Raw genomic sequence first — 14,762 nt, forward strand, 5'->3', positions numbered from 1 at the left:
ATTACTACTTGAAAAAGAAAAGGCAGAAATGGGAACTCTCCACCTCTACCTTTTTACCATTATTTTAATTTAGCAACCCTTTTCTCCATCTCTTTTTGCGTCATCGGCCCAATAAACTTATCTTGAATGACACCTTTTGTATCTATAAAATACGAAGTTGGAATCGTAATTACTTTATACGCTGTTGTCACATCAATGTTCTTGTCCAATAAAACAGGAAAAGTAATTCCTTTTTCTTTAATAAAATTGCTTACCTTTTCTTCCCCCCCACCTTTTTCTGAAGGCGTATAATTGATTGCTAAAATTTCTACGTTTTCTTTATGTTCTTTATAGAAAGCCTCCATATCAGGCATTTCTTGCTGACATGGTCCACACCACGTAGCCCAAAAGTTTAAAATTACTTTCTTTCCTTTTAAATCCGATAACTTTACATTTGTCCCATCTAACTTAGTTAATTCAAAGTCTGGTGCGCTCTTCCCTATCTCAATACCATTCCTTGCGATAATCTCTTTCATCGCAGCTTCACTTTTTTCTTGCTTCACTTTTACCGCCTGCTCTTTATTACCAAACTGTTCATAAGCTGCATATCCCGCTAAACAAAGTAACACTACAATAATCGTAAGCTTCCGCCACATTTTATATCACCCTAACGTATTATCTTCTTTTAACACATTCATCAAAATACTATATACCTTATTTTAGCTTATACGGACAAGCTTGGAAATATTCAGAGTCGAAATAATTAGAATATTCTCATTTGAAGTGTAATCTTTTCCTTTTTATCATATAATTAGAAAAACAGATGAAGTGTTGTTTATCTTCTTATGGGCCCATTCACCTTTTTACTTTCGTAGTTATATAAACTTCAACAAAAGGGGGATTTTTTATGAATTCATTCGAAAAAATAACATTATATATTCTTAGTTTTCTTTTATACCCAATCGGTATTATTACATGGATCATTTCACTCTTTAGTAACGATCTTGAAAAAAAGAAAGTAGGGCGTATTTGTCTTTACATCTCTCTAGTCTCATTCGTCCTTTTCTTAATCCTTGGAATTGCAACTTTCCTTATGACTGCTACTTTTAACGTAGATCTAAATCATTCAGAATCTATCCAATATCAAATAAATGATGTTGAATAAAGATAAGGGCACTGCTCTTATCTTTATTCACATCTCTTTCAAAATGAATGACTATTTATTAATTTTTCAGGACTTCCACATGCAACAATACTTCCTTCTCTCATTATGACAACACGATCCGCTAGTATCACTTTCTCTACATCATGTGTTGCCACAATTCTCGTTACATCTATTCCCAGTCCTTCAATCATATTCCAAACAGTTTCTTGATTACTCGGATCTAACCCCGCAGTCGGTTCATCTAAAATAATAAGATTCGGATTTGAACCAATTGCTCGTAATAATGCAAGACGTTTTCTTTCGCCTCCTGAAAACTCTTCACCGCTTTTATGTAGCACAGTTTGACTCCCTTCAGGTAACCCTCTAATAATCGGCGTTACATTTATAAGTTCACTATTTTTTTCTAACTGATTTTCTAAACACTCTTCCCCGAAATACATATTCTCTGTTACCGTCGTTCGGAAAAAACGTGGTTCTTGCCAAACTGTAGTCATACGAGCTTCATTACCATAATAAGCAATGCTACCGTTAGATGGTTTATACAAGCCCGTTATTAACTTTAAAAGCGTTGTTTTTCCTGCACCGCTTTCTCCCACAATAATAACGAGTTCACCAGGACGAATTTGCAAATCAATATTACGAATTCTGCATTTCTCTTCGTCATTCTCCTGAAATGAAACATTTGTTATCCTGATACCCATCGCTCTTTCTACATTGTTATCTGCTGCTCGTTTATTTAAAAAGCAAAAAGTTCTATTTGCCGAAGCGACTGCAACTTGTGTCATTATTAATAAATCGCCCACATAACGGACAGGGAAAAAGAGCATCTCAATTGTCGCTAACACTGCAATGAGTGAACCAACTTCTATTTCTCCCCTCATTATTTTTTGTGCACCTATAATGAGAACAAGGATATATGCTCCTGTTTCAATCACCGTTCCAACTACTCCAATACAATGTTGCATCATCGTCTTCTTTACTTCCGATTTATACGATTGTGCCGTTACTCTTTTAAATAAGCGAATTGCCCATTTTTCTTTTTGTAAACTCCGTAAATCTTGTATCCCCTTTACAAACTGTGACACCATCTCTACAACACTTGAGTGATTTTTTTGAGCAACGCTTGCAATATCTCTTACCTTTTCTCCCATCAGTATTGGAACAATTGTACTTAAAAATAAAAACGGAGTTACCCACAATATAAACTGTATATCTATATGTTGTAGTGCTATGAAAGCTCCAATAAATTGGGCAATAGCGTGTATATATTCTATTAATATAGAGCCATATAATCTGACCCAGTTCGGAATATCAGACACGACCAAAGTTTCTAACTCTCCTTGCTTAATCTTCTCACTCTCTTCAAACGGTAATGAGAAATAGTGACGCAATAATTCTATACGTTTCGTTTGTAATATACGTTGACTCGCTTTTGAACTTATATAATCAAATAAAAGATTGTTCGCCCACATTAAAAAGCGACTACCCGCAAATAAAGCTATATATAAATACGCACCTTTTAGCTCTCTTTGAATAAGATTGTCTACAATTAATCCCATGAAAATTGGGCGTGATAAATTTAAAATGGCAGCAATTATCCCACTACATACAGCTACTATTACTAATATTTTCTCTTGTCGTAACGGCAACAATATTCTTTTATACTCTGTCATGACGTTTCCTCCATTTTTATAGTAAAAAGAAAGGGATGAAACCAAATGGTTTCATCCCTTTCCATAAAATAAGGAAGCTAACTATTGTTAGCTTCCTTATTGTTCATTTCAATTATTTAGTTCGACACTTTTGATTCTTCAATTTTCTCACGAAGAACCATTTGCAGAATACCACCGTGACGGTAGTAATCAATTTCAACTTCACTATCGAAACGAGCTACTACTTCAAATTGTTTTTCGTTGCCATCTAAATCAGTTGCAACTACTTTTACAAGATCACGTGGTCTAACTGATTTGTCGATTTGAATTTCAAATGACTCGTTACCAACAAGACCTAACGTTTCAGCACTTTCGCCATCTTTAAATTGAAGTGGTAATACACCCATTAACACTAAGTTACTGCGGTGAATACGTTCGAAGCTTTCTGCGATTACTGCTTTAATACCTAATAAGTTAGTACCTTTCGCAGCCCAGTCACGAGAACTTCCCATACCATAATCTTTACCAGCAACAACTAGAAGACCTGTGCCATCTTCTTTATATTTCATAGCAGCATCATAGATTGATGTTACTTCACCAGTCGGCCAGTATGTTGTATATCCGCCTTCTGTTCCTGGTGCAATTTGGTTTTTAATACGGATGTTCGCGAATGTACCACGCATCATAACTTCATGGTTACCACGACGAGAACCGTAAGAGTTAAAGTCAACTGGTTGTACGCCGTTTTCTAATAAGTAGCGTCCAGCTGGTGTGTGCTTACCGATTGAACCTGCTGGTGAAATGTGGTCTGTCGTTACAGAGTCACCAAATTTACCAACTACACGTAAGCCTGATAACGTTTCAACTTCACCTGGTTCTTTAGATAAACCTTCAAAGAATGGTGGGTTTTGAATGTATGTTGAATCATTATCCCAAGTATATAAAGCTTCGTTTGAAGTTTGGATTTCATTCCAACGCTCATTGCTGTTAAATACTTGTGCATATTCTTTCTTGAACAGTTCAGATGTAACAACGCTTTGAACTACATCTTCAATTTCTTTAGCTGATGGCCAAATATCGTTGAAGTAAACAGCATTGCCATTTGCATCTTTACCGATTTCATCATTTTTCAGGTCAATATCAACAGTACCTGCAAGTGCATATGCCACAACAAGTGGTGGTGATGCTAAGTAGTTTGCTTTTACAAGTGGATGAATACGACCTTCAAAGTTACGGTTACCAGATAAAACAGATGTTACTAGTAAGTCGTTTGCTGCGATTGCTTCTTCTAATTCTGGCGCTAATGGACCAGAGTTACCGATACAAGTCGTACAGCCGTAACCAACTGTTTGGAAACCTAATTGATCTAAATATGTTGTTAAACCAGACTTATCTAAGTACTCTGTAACAACTTTAGATCCTGGTGCTAATGATGTTTTTACATACTCAGGTACTACAAGTCCTTTTTCAATTGCTTTCTTCGCAACTAGACCTGCTCCAATTAATACGTATGGGTTTGATGTATTTGTACAGCTTGTAATTGCTGCGATTGCAATTGCACCTGTTTTCATCGTTACTTCTTTATCTTCTAATGTAACCTTCACTTCTTTATCGAACTCTTGCTCATTAAATCCAAGTCCTTGTGTTCCAACTGGTGCTACAACAGCTTTATGGAACGCATCTTTCATATCTGAAAGTGGAATTAAATCTTGTGGGCGTTTCGGTCCAGAAAGGTTAGATTCAATTGTATTTAAATCAATTTCAACAAGATCAGTATAGATTGGATCTTTACTGTCTGCTGTATAGAATAAACCGTTCGCTTTACAGTATTCTTCAACAACGCGAATTTGTTCTTCATCTCTACCTGTTAAACGTAAGTATTCTAATGAAATATCATCGATTGGGAAGAATCCACAAGTTGCGCCGTATTCTGGTGCCATATTTGAAATTGTTGCACGGTCAGCTAAAGGCATGCTCTTTAGTCCATTACCGAAGAACTCAACAAATTTACCAACTACACCTTTTTGACGTAATACTTGTGTTACTTTTAATGCAACGTCTGTCGCTGTAGTACCACTTGGAAGTGTACCAGTTAATTTCACACCGATTACTTCAGGTACTGGGAAGTATGAAGGCTGTCCAAGCATTCCTGCTTCTGCTTCAATACCACCAACGCCCCATCCAAGAACGCCGATACCGTTAATCATTGTTGTATGTGAGTCTGTTCCAACTAATGAATCTGGGTATGCAACTAAGTCACCTTCAGCATTTTTCACAGCATGAACAACTGGTGCTAAATATTCAAGGTTTACTTGGTGTACAATACCTGTAGCTGGTGGAACCGCACGGTAGTTATCAAATGATTTCTGTGCCCAGCTTAAAAATTTATAACGTTCTTCATTACGTTTAAACTCTAAGTCCATGTTGAATGCAAGCGCGTCTGCCGTACCCGCTCTATCAACCTGTACAGAGTGGTCAATTACAAGGTCTACAGTAATTTCAGGATTAATTTTGTCAGGATCTCCGCCCATGTCTGCCATTGCTTTACGAAGCGAAGCCAAATCAACAACAGCTGGAACACCAGTGAAATCTTGTAAAATTACACGAGATGGTTTAAATGGAACATCGATATCTTGAACATCTTTCGTTCCCCATTTCGCTAAATTTGTAACATGCTCTTCTGTGATTACACGTCCGTCTACTTGACGAAGTACTGATTCAAGTAAAACTTTCACGGAATATGGTAATTGAGATACGTTGCCAACCCCTGCATTTTCAAGCGCTTTCAAATCATAATAATGATACGTTTTTCCATCTACTTCAAAAGTTGCACGTGATTGAAATGGATTATGTTTGACCATTATGTTTCCCCCCTGTTAAACGTGACTAAGTTGTCTGAATATAAAATGTAGACAAACTTTTCAATACCTTACGATAATATCTTATTACAACTTTCTAAATAAGTAAATAATAAGAAACTTATAGATTATCATAAGTTTTCTTTATGTTTCTAAATTTGAATAGCTTTCATGCTCCTTATGAATACTATTACCATAAAGTAAAGTGCTCTATCCGCGGTTTACTTACAGTTCGTACATACTATGAACTGCTCATCATTCAACATACAAAAAATGTTATAGAGGTGAAATAAAATGGGTAAAAGAAAAGCAAATCATACTATTTCAGGAATGAATGCTGCATCTGCACAAGGACAAGGAACTGGTTACAATGAAGAATTTGCAAACGAGCCTTTAACTCCAGCAGAGCGACAAAATAATAAGAAACGTAAAAAGAACCAGTAAAGAAAAATCCCAAAAGGTCTATTTTCCTTTTGGGATTTTTTCTAATGTTTATAACGTAGTAATTCCGAAACCGTTACAAATCGATAACCCTGCTTTTTCAGTTCAGGTAAAATTTTTGCTAGTGCCGCTACCGTTTGACTACGATCATTTCCTCCATCATGTAACAATACAATATCGCCACTTTTAGCATTTTTCACTACATGATTTACAATGGATTCAACCCCTGGATTTGCCCAATCACGTGGATCTTGATGCCACGACCATAGAACAGTTTGATAACCAGCTTCTTTCGCTGTTTTAAATACAGCGTCGTTAATATATCCGCCAGGAGGACGGAATAACAAAGGTTCTTTCACCCATTTTTCAAAAAATTTCTTTCCATCTAAAATATCATTTTCTAATTTTTCATCTGATGAATTACTCGCATACAAATGATTCATCGTATGATTTCCAATTTCATGTCCCTCTTTTAACACTTGTTTCACTAAATATGGATTGCGCTGAACTCGAAATCCAATCATAAAAAATGTCGCTTCAGCCTTATATTGACGTAATAAATCTAAAACTTGTGGTGTATACGTTGGATCTGGTCCATCATCAAATGTAATTGCAATAATTTTTTCATTATTAGGTACTTCCCATGTTACATAACCAGTTGGTTCTAACTCTTTTCTGAGCAACATTTTCGCTTCCACTTTTTCCACTTGAAATATATGTACTGTACATAGCAAAGAAAAAACTAATAGAAAAATTTTCTGTTTTAGCATAACGTTTACTAAAGCAGCAAGGTTGTCGAATAAACAACAACCTCATTTACTTTTCTAATTGATCTACATTTCGCATTATATTTTGGAGATTATTTTCATATTGCTCAAGTTGTGGACGTTGTGTTTCTGAAGCTACCTCTAGTGCATTTTGAATTTGTTCATATGCTTCCTGAACCTCTTGGCGTAATTCTTTTAAATCATGACCGTAGTTTGGATCATTTTTCACAATGTTGTTAAATGCATTTTCTGCTTGTGTAACGCCTTGCTGCGCTGCTTGAAACGCTTGTTGTTTATCTTTATGATATGGCATTATATAATCCCCTTTCTGTAATAGTTAGTCCCAATTATCTTTACCTTTTTTTCTAAAAACATTCTCGTATAAATTTGCAAACTTCTCTCATTCTAAAGAGGAAGAGGAGGTGTCACATACAATGGGAAAAAACAATCGTGAAGCGAAAGAAAAAAAAGGACAACCTGAACCATTAAGCGGATCTCATAAAGTAAAAAACCGTAACCATTCACGCCAAAAACATCATGCGCATCATGATATGTAAAACAAAAAATGCACACTAGCTATCTTTTCCACATACAATGTTTATATTTTTCCATTTATTCTTCACCCCTAATTCATTCATGCATAACATAGTATGAATTGAGATTTTACGGAGGGTGTCTTACATGGGCAAGAAAAAGAAGGATTGTCTTTTTCATGTTGATGGTTTCGAAGAATGGATGGATCAATTTTGTTCTGACTCTTGTAGTAACTTTAGTTTCCCAAATCAAATTCATATTGACCTTTGCGAAACGGAACAAGAATACATTTTGGAAACAGATGTACCAAATGTAACTGAACAAAATGTAGTCATTAAAAAGATGAAGACAGGCCTAACCATTTGCATACTTCATAATAATATTTCTTTACAGCGGATCATTCCTTTACCCGATAATATTATTTATAAGAAGATGCTAGCCTGCTTAGAAAATGGATATTTAGCCATTCATATTTCCAAAAATGAAGTTGCTGATAAGCATGAAAAGAAAGTTCTTTTTTCAAATTAAGAGTTAATATAATACACACTAAGCCCCAGTTGGTTACTGGGGCTTATGTTATTTCGCATGCATTTCTATATTAGAATTTCTATCATATCTTTTTTTCGATAAACCTTTTGTAACTAAAAGCACAGGAAATGCCACAGTTGAAAATATAGCTAGTGCTGAAAATACTGCAAACCCATTTTGGTACCCGTAGTAATCGAGAAGTACTCCTCCAAACCACGGACCTATTACTGCTCCAATTCCCGAAAAACCCATCGCACCGAAGTATGTTCCTTTTAGATGCGCAACAGCAATATCATCAATAAATACATCCGTCATCGAAAACATTAAGACTTCTCCAATTGTAAAAATAATTGTACAAACGGCAGCACCTAGCATAGATTCTACTATTCCAAAGCCAAATAATCCCCCGCTCACAAATAAAGTCCCAACCATAATTGATGTTAACGGTGTATACTTTTTGCACATTTGAATAACAGGGTATTGGATAATCACTACAACAATTGCATTTAAAGCGAGCATATATGAGAATAGCTTCACCCCATCCTCAAATATATGTGCATTTGCAAAATATTGAGATACTGTCGTCGTTAAATGTGAAAAACCGCAATTACTCAAAATAATACCGACTAAAGCAACTAAAAATACTATATCTTTTCGCAATATACGCATTGCATTTAACATTGTAACAGGTTTTTCTGTACTCACTTTCTTTTTTTCCATTGGATACTTCTTAAATTGGAACGCTAATATAGCTGTATATAGAATATATACCCCAGCTGCTACTAAAAAAGGAATTGTTGATTTTGCACTTCCAATCTGTAATCCAACAATTGGTCCAATAGCAACTCCAACATTTATTGCACCGTATCGTAAGTTATAGACGAGTAACCGATACTCAGGCTTTGTTAAATCTGATAATAATGCTCTTGATGTTGGCTCAAAAAACGACCTACATAATCCATTTAAAGCGTTTAATAAAAAGAAACTTAAAACATGATCCGCAAGTGAAAAACCTATAAACACAAAAATCCAAACGATCATGGACCAGAGCATAATTGTTTTCCGGCCAAATCGATCTGATAAATTCCCTCCGATAAAACTAGCAAAAACACCAACAAGTGCACTCGTTCCGATAATAGCACCAGTCATTCCAGCTGATACACCTTTAACAGTCGTTAAATAAATCGCTAAAAAAGGGATACTCATTGAAGTTGCAAACCTAGCAAACAATGTCCCTAAAATAATACTCATTCCAAGCGGATGAATATGCTGTAGCTTCCCCTTCATCGTTAAACCTACTCTCTCTATTTTCACAAAAAAAAGAAAGCAAAGGATCTGCTTTCTTTTCCTTTTTCTATACTTGAGCTGTTGATACCCGAGTTGTTCTCGTTATGTCCATATCAATTCCATATGTGAACTGTAATTCTTTACACACATCTTTAATTAAGATTGCGACATTATACTTTTCATTAAATTGTAAAACTATGTTTTCTACTTCTTCATATGTATACTTATATTCCCCTGTAATGACACTTTTTAGATCAAAGCATTCGTTAATACAAAGTTGTACAAGTAGCTGGTCATATTTCTCTATTACATCTTCTTTCTTCCAAAGTAACTCTTTTACATATAACCGATCAAACTTCACACTTTCTCGATTACAATCCGTTAAAATCCGGGTCATTTCATTTAATTCTCGATATAATTCAGAAATATTTCTGCTTAAACTAAGCAGTTTATCTACGCCGTTTTCATATAACATATTCATTCCACCCCCGCATTTTCTTTTTCTTATTATAGCAAGAAAATTCTAAAAATAGTTTCTTTCTTCTGAAATATTAGGAAACTAATTTCAATTGCTTTACAATGAAACTAGTTAATGCGGGAGGAGAAAGAAAATTGGAGCACAAATTATATTACACTGACGCTTATAAGCAAGACTTTACTACTAAAATTATAAAGCAAGATTATGATAAAGACGGTAACTTATACGTTGTTTTGAATGAAACAGCATTTTATCCGACAGGTGGCGGACAACCATATGATACTGGTACATTAAATGATATCAATGTAATCAATGTAGAAGAGATAAACGGAGAAATTCGTCACTACATTGCAGAACAATTACATACAGAAGACGTAGAAGGTAAAATCAATTGGGATCGCCGTTTTGATCATATGCAACAACATGCAGCTCAGCACATTTTATCTGCTGCTTTTTGGGACCATTTTAACATGCCTACAATTGGATTCCATCTTGGTAAAGAAACAGTAACAATTGATTTAGAAACAGAAAATCTTCATGCAGAAACGGTTGAAAAAGCAATACAAATTGCAAACAAAATTGTTTTTGAAAACCATCCAATCCGCATCCAGTGGATGAACTTAGAAGAAGCGAAAAGGTTGCCCCTTCGTAAAGAACCGACTATGACAGAAAATATACGCGTTGTTATGATCGAAAACTTTGACTACAACGGCTGTGGTGGAACGCATCCGAAACGAACTGGTGAAGTTGGTCCTATTCAAGTACTAGGATGGGAGCGCAATAAAGGTGGTATACGCTTAACGTTTATCGCTGGTTGGCGTACACTTAAATTAATGGGACAACAGCAACAAATTATGAAAAATGTTTCTAAACAATTAAACAGTAGCGAAACTGATATTCCAGCAAAAGTGGCGCAACTGCTTACTTCTCAAAAAGAAAACGAAAAAGCAATACAAACAATGAATGAAAAATTATTATTTGCAGAGGCAAATGAACTACTTCTACAACCTATAAAAATTCATGCCGGCATACTTATTTCTAAAGTATTTACAAATCGTTCTATGCAAGAAATCGCAAAGCTTTCCGCTATTATTACAGAACAACGAGAGCATGCAATTACGTATTTCGTCATCGAAAATGATGACAAACTACAATGTATTCTCGCTTGCGGAAAATCAGTATCGCTCGATATGAATGCTCTTTTAAAAGATGCTCTTCCTACAATCGAAGGAAAAGGTGGCGGAAATAAAAAGAGTGCCCGCGGTGGCGGGAAAGCAATTATGAGTGGAGATGAATTTTTAAATCAGCTTGTTTCTTCTTTACAGTCAGCAGTTTAAAACATGTTATGAAGGATAGCGAAAGGCTATCCTTCCCCTATATTTACAGACCTATATTTTGTTTCAAACCTTGATAACTCCCTGCATTTACAAAACCTTCACTTATAAGATTGATAAAAGTTTCCGAAAAACCATAATGACTTAAATCTTTAATCGGCACCATTTGCACATCATGAATTGGATTATGATCAAACTCGTTAGAAGGTAGCATAATTTCACCTTCAATCCTTTTAAGCAAAAACGTTATATGTAATAAAGACGGGCGAGCATCTGGTTTATCACAAACATAGAGTAGCTTCTGAATGTTAACTTCTAACCCTGTCTCTTCTCTCATTTCTCGAATCATTGCTTCCTCTAACGTTTCGCTATTCTCCACTCTTCCTCCAGGTAAAGACCAATTCCTATTAGCAACTTTTTGCTTTACTAGCAATAATTTTTCACCTTCAATTAAAATTCCCGTAACACGAACTTGCATTACATTTTCCATATGTAATCTCCTCTTCCCATTATATTTACAAATTAACCCTTCCATAAAAAGAACATACGTTTTATAATTAAAGAAAATTATGGAAGAAAGTAGTTGTTACATTCATGCGTCCACCTTTAACAAAGTCTATATCAATTGAAGATTTCCAAAACTATTATTGGTTAAAAGCAGAACTCCAAACATTTTGTCGTGAGAATGGGTTGCCAGCTAGTGGCTCTAAGATCGAAATAACCGAGCGTATCTCACATTATTTAACTACTGGTAAAATATTAAAAAACAGCTCTGTTCAAAAGGTGAGTAAAGCTTCCCTATCCTATAAAGACCTTTCTCTTCAAACGATTATTACTAACAATCACCGCTGTAGCGAAGAGGTTCGTGCTTTTTTCAAAGAAAAAATCGGAGCAAACTTCCGCTTTACAGTAGCTCTTCAAAAGTTTTTTAAAGACAATGTTGGAAAAACATATGAAGACGCGGTAGCTTTTTGGCATGAAGAAAACAAACGAAAAAAAGACCCTGCATACAAAACAACTATCGGTGCACAATTTGAATACAATCGCTTTACTCGTGACTTTTTCGAAGATCCAAATAATAAAGGGAAAGCAAAAGCTGATGCGATTGCTGCTTGGAACGAAATGAAAGCGAAACCTGGTAGTAATGTTTATGTTCCTCAAAAAGTAGAAAACTAGTTACCTCGCTAGTCTTCTACTTTCTCAAATAATAGCGCAATCCCTATCCCGCCTCCAATTCCTAATGTAGCAATTCCATATTTCATAGACTCTCTTTGTGCCTGATAAAACAAACGTGTTACAAGCATAGCACCAGATGCGCCGTACGGATGACCGAGCGCAATTGCTCCACCATTTACATTTACTTTTTCGTACGGAATTTGTAACTCTTTTGCGCAAGCAACAACTTTTGAGGCGAATGCTTCATTTATTTCAAAATAATCGATGTCCTCTACTTTTACATTCATTTCGTTTAATAATTTGTTCACCGCAAATATCGGACCAGTCCCTGGAAGATTAGGATCCACTCCCACTACAGCACTACGAACGAAACGAAGGACAGGTTTATACCCTAACTTTCGGGCTTGTCCCTCTTCCATTACAAGAACAGCACATGCCCCATCATTTACACCACATGAATTACCTGCCGTCACTGTTCCATTTTGTAAAAATGCGGGCTTTGTTCTTTTAATGATTCGTTCATAATTCATTTCTGGCTTTATAGATTCATCTAATAATCCATTAAAAGAAAATATTTCATCATGTATATATCCTTTTTCTAACGCTTGCAGTGTCCGCTTATAACTAAGACAAGCATACTCGTCTTGCATTTCTCTCGTTATATTATAACGCTCCGCAACATATTCAGCCGCTACTCCCATGTCAGGATCACCAATTGTTTCAGGTGAAAATCGTGCTCTTTTTTGAAAAGGTGACGTACTTGTACTCTCTACTCCCCCGGCGATATAACACTTACCTGCCCCGCCTTGAATGAGATGACACGCAGTTCGAATTGCTTCTAAACCAGCACCACATTGCCGATCAATCGTTACACCAGGAATATGATAGCCAAGTCCCGCCTCTAAAGCAGATAGTCTCGCAACATTCCCTCCTGGCCCAACAACATTACCTAATATGACATCATCTATTTCCCTCTCAATCCCTTTACTTAAAAACGTAAGAAGCGGCGTTGTTAATTGCTGAACTTCATACTCTTTTAACATCCCATTCTTCTTACCAATAGGTGTTCTTTTCGCCTCTACAATAACTGCTCTATTCATATATTTTCTCCCGGTTTTCAATCATACTTTTTGCTTCCATACGAGCGATTTTCCCACTATTTGTATAAGGTATTCCATCTACAAAATGCCATTCTTTCGGTATTTTAAACGAGGATAATCGTTGTAAGCAAAAACTCTTTAATTGTTGTTTTGTAGCACTTCCTTTTACGATCGCGACCGGCTTTTCACCCCAGTAACTATCTTTCACACCAATTACAACTATTTCATCAACAGCTGGGTGTTCATGTAATACACTTTCTATTTCTTCTGGATAAATATTGATTCCTCCAAATAAAATCATATTCTTCTCTCTACCAACAATATATATGAAGCCTTCTTCATCTTCATAGCCTATATCTCGCACTGTCATCCAGCCTTCTGCATTCAACTCCCGTGTTAAAACCCCATCTATTATGTATCCCATAAAAAACTGATCACTTTTCACATAAACAGTTCCTATTTCACCTTTTTGTACTTCTTCGCCTACTTCATTACATATTCGAACTTGCACATTATGACAAGGTTTTCCTACTGAATTTGGCCTTCTTTCGCTTTCTGCATCGACTAGTGCTGTTACAAAACTTAACTCTGATGCACCATAAAATTCATATCTTTTCGCATAAGGAAATATATTCTTTATTTTTTCTTTCGCTTCAGCTTCCCATTTCGCTCCTGATGAAATAATTTTCATTTTATTTTCTATTAATCTATTTTCTTTATATAAAGATTCAAGCATTGTCGGAACTGTATACATAACCGATATATTTTCAGTTTCTAACTTATCTAATACTTGATTCGGAATGAACTTTCTCATAATGTGCACTGTTTGTCCTACATATAATGCACTTATTGCCCCGTATAAGAAAAGAGAATGAACGAGCGTCCCAGCTATTAAAATTGAATCCTCCCTTTTCATATGAAAGTCATGTACATTACAATCAAAACTATGAACCCACGATTGCTGTGCACGTAAAAATGCTTTTGCTGTTCCTGTTGATCCTGATGTAAATCCCATATAAAAAGGAGCATGTTGTACACTTTCTACAGTGGAATATGTAGGAAGATATTTCTCTATCATTCTTTTCCACTCATCAATTTCAATTACTCTTCCTTCTTCATCCAATAGATCATTCACCTTATATCGTTCTGTCACAATCATATCCGGATTACTAATTTCAATTCTTTCTCTGAGCTCATCTTGTTTCCACTTTATATCTAACGGAACACAAACCCACCCGGCCATAGCGGCACCAGAAAATAGTTGTAAAAACTCTATACGATTTTCTAATAGGATTGCTATCGTTTTATTCTTCGATTTTTTTTCATTTAACCAGCTTGCTACTTTACAAACTGATTCAAACCATTCTTTATATGTTAAAACTCTATCATTTTCCTTTATCGCTATTTTATTTGGTTGTAAAGAGGCATGCTTTTTATATTCTTTTGTAATCCCCATATGAGAC

At 35.6% G+C, this 14,762-nt stretch carries 16 protein-coding genes; 6 read left to right on the top strand and 10 right to left on the bottom strand.

Annotated features, from left to right (window positions below):
* Nucleotides 1-59: 59 nt before the first annotated feature.
* Nucleotides 60-635 carry a redoxin domain-containing protein gene (locus tag DN399_RS17615; protein ID WP_000269084.1) on the bottom strand — a complete coding sequence of 192 codons (576 nt, stop codon included), beginning with the start codon at nucleotides 633-635 and terminating at the stop codon, nucleotides 60-62.
* 251 nt (nucleotides 636-886) lie between these two features.
* On the opposite strand from DN399_RS17615, the gene DN399_RS17620 reads away from it, so the two are divergent.
* Entirely contained in the window at nucleotides 887-1,144 is a 258-nt protein-coding gene (locus DN399_RS17620; RefSeq protein WP_001083876.1) for a hypothetical protein, read from the top strand.
* A 38-nt stretch (nucleotides 1,145-1,182) separates the two neighbouring features.
* Here DN399_RS17620 and DN399_RS17625 read toward each other — a convergent pair whose 3' ends face one another.
* Entirely contained in the window at nucleotides 1,183-2,817 is a 1,635-nt protein-coding gene (locus tag DN399_RS17625) for an ABC transporter ATP-binding protein (RefSeq protein ID WP_149149866.1), read from the bottom strand.
* Between the two features lie 116 nt (nucleotides 2,818-2,933).
* Nucleotides 2,934-5,657, bottom strand: coding sequence for an aconitate hydratase AcnA (gene acnA, locus DN399_RS17630; protein ID WP_000238564.1), 2,724 nt, complete (start codon nucleotides 5,655-5,657; stop codon nucleotides 2,934-2,936).
* A gap of 291 nt (nucleotides 5,658-5,948) precedes the next feature.
* Between acnA and sspO the strand changes: the two genes are divergently transcribed.
* A complete protein-coding gene (gene sspO / locus DN399_RS17635; protein WP_000518057.1) occupies nucleotides 5,949-6,098 on the top strand; it encodes a small acid-soluble spore protein SspO in 150 nt (49 codons plus the stop codon).
* Nucleotides 6,099-6,139: 41 nt separating this feature from the next.
* Here the strand turns inward: sspO and pdaB are convergent, their stop codons facing one another.
* Together pdaB and DN399_RS17645 are read right to left on the bottom strand one after the other, a co-directional pair.
* Nucleotides 6,140-6,865 (bottom strand): polysaccharide deacetylase family sporulation protein PdaB, encoded by a 726-nt coding sequence (gene pdaB, locus DN399_RS17640; protein ID WP_149149867.1) that lies wholly within the window; start codon nucleotides 6,863-6,865, stop codon nucleotides 6,140-6,142.
* Between the two features lie 46 nt (nucleotides 6,866-6,911).
* Nucleotides 6,912-7,175 (bottom strand): hypothetical protein, encoded by a 264-nt coding sequence (locus tag DN399_RS17645; protein WP_001146295.1) that lies wholly within the window; start codon nucleotides 7,173-7,175, stop codon nucleotides 6,912-6,914.
* A 121-nt stretch (nucleotides 7,176-7,296) separates the two neighbouring features.
* Here DN399_RS17645 and DN399_RS17650 point away from each other — a divergent pair, with 121 nt between their 5' ends.
* A complete protein-coding gene (locus DN399_RS17650; RefSeq protein WP_000517649.1) occupies nucleotides 7,297-7,419 on the top strand; it encodes a small acid-soluble spore protein P in 123 nt (40 codons plus the stop codon).
* Nucleotides 7,420-7,543: 124 nt separating this feature from the next.
* Nucleotides 7,544-7,924, top strand: a complete 381-nt coding sequence (locus DN399_RS17655; RefSeq protein WP_000516748.1) for an Hsp20/alpha crystallin family protein — start codon at nucleotides 7,544-7,546, stop codon at nucleotides 7,922-7,924.
* A gap of 48 nt (nucleotides 7,925-7,972) precedes the next feature.
* On the opposite strand, the gene DN399_RS17660 is transcribed toward DN399_RS17655, so the two are convergent.
* Nucleotides 7,973-9,211: an MDR family MFS transporter gene (locus tag DN399_RS17660; protein WP_000676812.1), complete on the bottom strand. Its 1,239-nt coding sequence runs from the start codon at nucleotides 9,209-9,211 to the stop codon at nucleotides 7,973-7,975.
* A 67-nt stretch (nucleotides 9,212-9,278) separates the two neighbouring features.
* The gene (locus tag DN399_RS17665) at nucleotides 9,279-9,686 is read right to left on the bottom strand and encodes a hypothetical protein (RefSeq protein ID WP_000965149.1); all 408 of its coding nucleotides are present in this window, start codon (nucleotides 9,684-9,686) and stop codon (nucleotides 9,279-9,281) included.
* 137 nt (nucleotides 9,687-9,823) lie between these two features.
* Here DN399_RS17665 and DN399_RS17670 point away from each other — a divergent pair, with 137 nt between their 5' ends.
* Entirely contained in the window at nucleotides 9,824-11,026 is a 1,203-nt protein-coding gene (locus DN399_RS17670; protein WP_149149868.1) for an alanyl-tRNA editing protein, read from the top strand.
* 43 nt (nucleotides 11,027-11,069) lie between these two features.
* Here the strand turns inward: DN399_RS17670 and DN399_RS17675 are convergent, their stop codons facing one another.
* Nucleotides 11,070-11,513, bottom strand: coding sequence for an NUDIX hydrolase (locus DN399_RS17675; protein WP_149149869.1), 444 nt, complete (start codon nucleotides 11,511-11,513; stop codon nucleotides 11,070-11,072).
* Between the two features lie 104 nt (nucleotides 11,514-11,617).
* On the opposite strand from DN399_RS17675, the gene DN399_RS17680 reads away from it, so the two are divergent.
* A complete protein-coding gene (locus DN399_RS17680; protein ID WP_001247730.1) occupies nucleotides 11,618-12,199 on the top strand; it encodes a DUF6434 domain-containing protein in 582 nt (193 codons plus the stop codon).
* Nucleotides 12,200-12,207: 8 nt separating this feature from the next.
* Here the strand turns inward: DN399_RS17680 and DN399_RS17685 are convergent, their stop codons facing one another.
* Together DN399_RS17685 and DN399_RS17690 are read right to left on the bottom strand one after the other, a co-directional pair.
* Nucleotides 12,208-13,299 (bottom strand): acetyl-CoA C-acyltransferase, encoded by a 1,092-nt coding sequence (locus tag DN399_RS17685; protein WP_001078005.1) that lies wholly within the window; start codon nucleotides 13,297-13,299, stop codon nucleotides 12,208-12,210.
* Nucleotides 13,292-14,755: an acyl-CoA synthetase gene (locus tag DN399_RS17690; protein ID WP_006927353.1), complete on the bottom strand. Its 1,464-nt coding sequence runs from the start codon at nucleotides 14,753-14,755 to the stop codon at nucleotides 13,292-13,294. The genes DN399_RS17685 and DN399_RS17690 overlap by 8 nt, the downstream gene beginning before the upstream one ends.
* Nucleotides 14,756-14,762 lie beyond the last annotated feature (7 nt).

The sequence above is a fragment of the Bacillus sp. AR4-2 genome (assembly GCF_008274865.1).
Taxonomy (GTDB): Bacteria; Bacillota; Bacilli; order Bacillales; family Bacillaceae_G; genus Bacillus_A; species Bacillus_A cereus.

Excerpts from the sequence above, each read along its gene's own strand:
- DN399_RS17615 (WP_000269084.1), bottom strand. The coding sequence starts at position 635 with ATGTGGCGGAAGCTTACGATTATTGTAGTGTTACTTTGTTTAGCGGGA.
- DN399_RS17620 (WP_001083876.1), top strand. The coding sequence starts at position 887 with ATGAATTCATTCGAAAAAATAACATTATATATTCTTAGTTTTCTTTTA.
- DN399_RS17625 (WP_149149866.1), bottom strand. The coding sequence starts at position 2,817 with ATGACAGAGTATAAAAGAATATTGTTGCCGTTACGACAAGAGAAAATA.
- acnA (WP_000238564.1), bottom strand. The coding sequence starts at position 5,657 with ATGGTCAAACATAATCCATTTCAATCACGTGCAACTTTTGAAGTAGAT.
- sspO (WP_000518057.1), top strand. The coding sequence starts at position 5,949 with ATGGGTAAAAGAAAAGCAAATCATACTATTTCAGGAATGAATGCTGCA.
- pdaB (WP_149149867.1), bottom strand. The coding sequence starts at position 6,865 with ATGCTAAAACAGAAAATTTTTCTATTAGTTTTTTCTTTGCTATGTACA.
- DN399_RS17645 (WP_001146295.1), bottom strand. The coding sequence starts at position 7,175 with ATGCCATATCATAAAGATAAACAACAAGCGTTTCAAGCAGCGCAGCAA.
- DN399_RS17650 (WP_000517649.1), top strand. The coding sequence starts at position 7,297 with ATGGGAAAAAACAATCGTGAAGCGAAAGAAAAAAAAGGACAACCTGAA.
- DN399_RS17655 (WP_000516748.1), top strand. The coding sequence starts at position 7,544 with ATGGGCAAGAAAAAGAAGGATTGTCTTTTTCATGTTGATGGTTTCGAA.
- DN399_RS17660 (WP_000676812.1), bottom strand. The coding sequence starts at position 9,211 with ATGAAGGGGAAGCTACAGCATATTCATCCGCTTGGAATGAGTATTATT.
- DN399_RS17665 (WP_000965149.1), bottom strand. The coding sequence starts at position 9,686 with ATGTTATATGAAAACGGCGTAGATAAACTGCTTAGTTTAAGCAGAAAT.
- DN399_RS17675 (WP_149149869.1), bottom strand. The coding sequence starts at position 11,513 with ATGGAAAATGTAATGCAAGTTCGTGTTACGGGAATTTTAATTGAAGGT.
- DN399_RS17680 (WP_001247730.1), top strand. The coding sequence starts at position 11,618 with ATGCGTCCACCTTTAACAAAGTCTATATCAATTGAAGATTTCCAAAAC.
- DN399_RS17685 (WP_001078005.1), bottom strand. The coding sequence starts at position 13,299 with ATGAATAGAGCAGTTATTGTAGAGGCGAAAAGAACACCTATTGGTAAG.
- DN399_RS17690 (WP_006927353.1), bottom strand. The coding sequence starts at position 14,755 with ATGGGGATTACAAAAGAATATAAAAAGCATGCCTCTTTACAACCAAAT.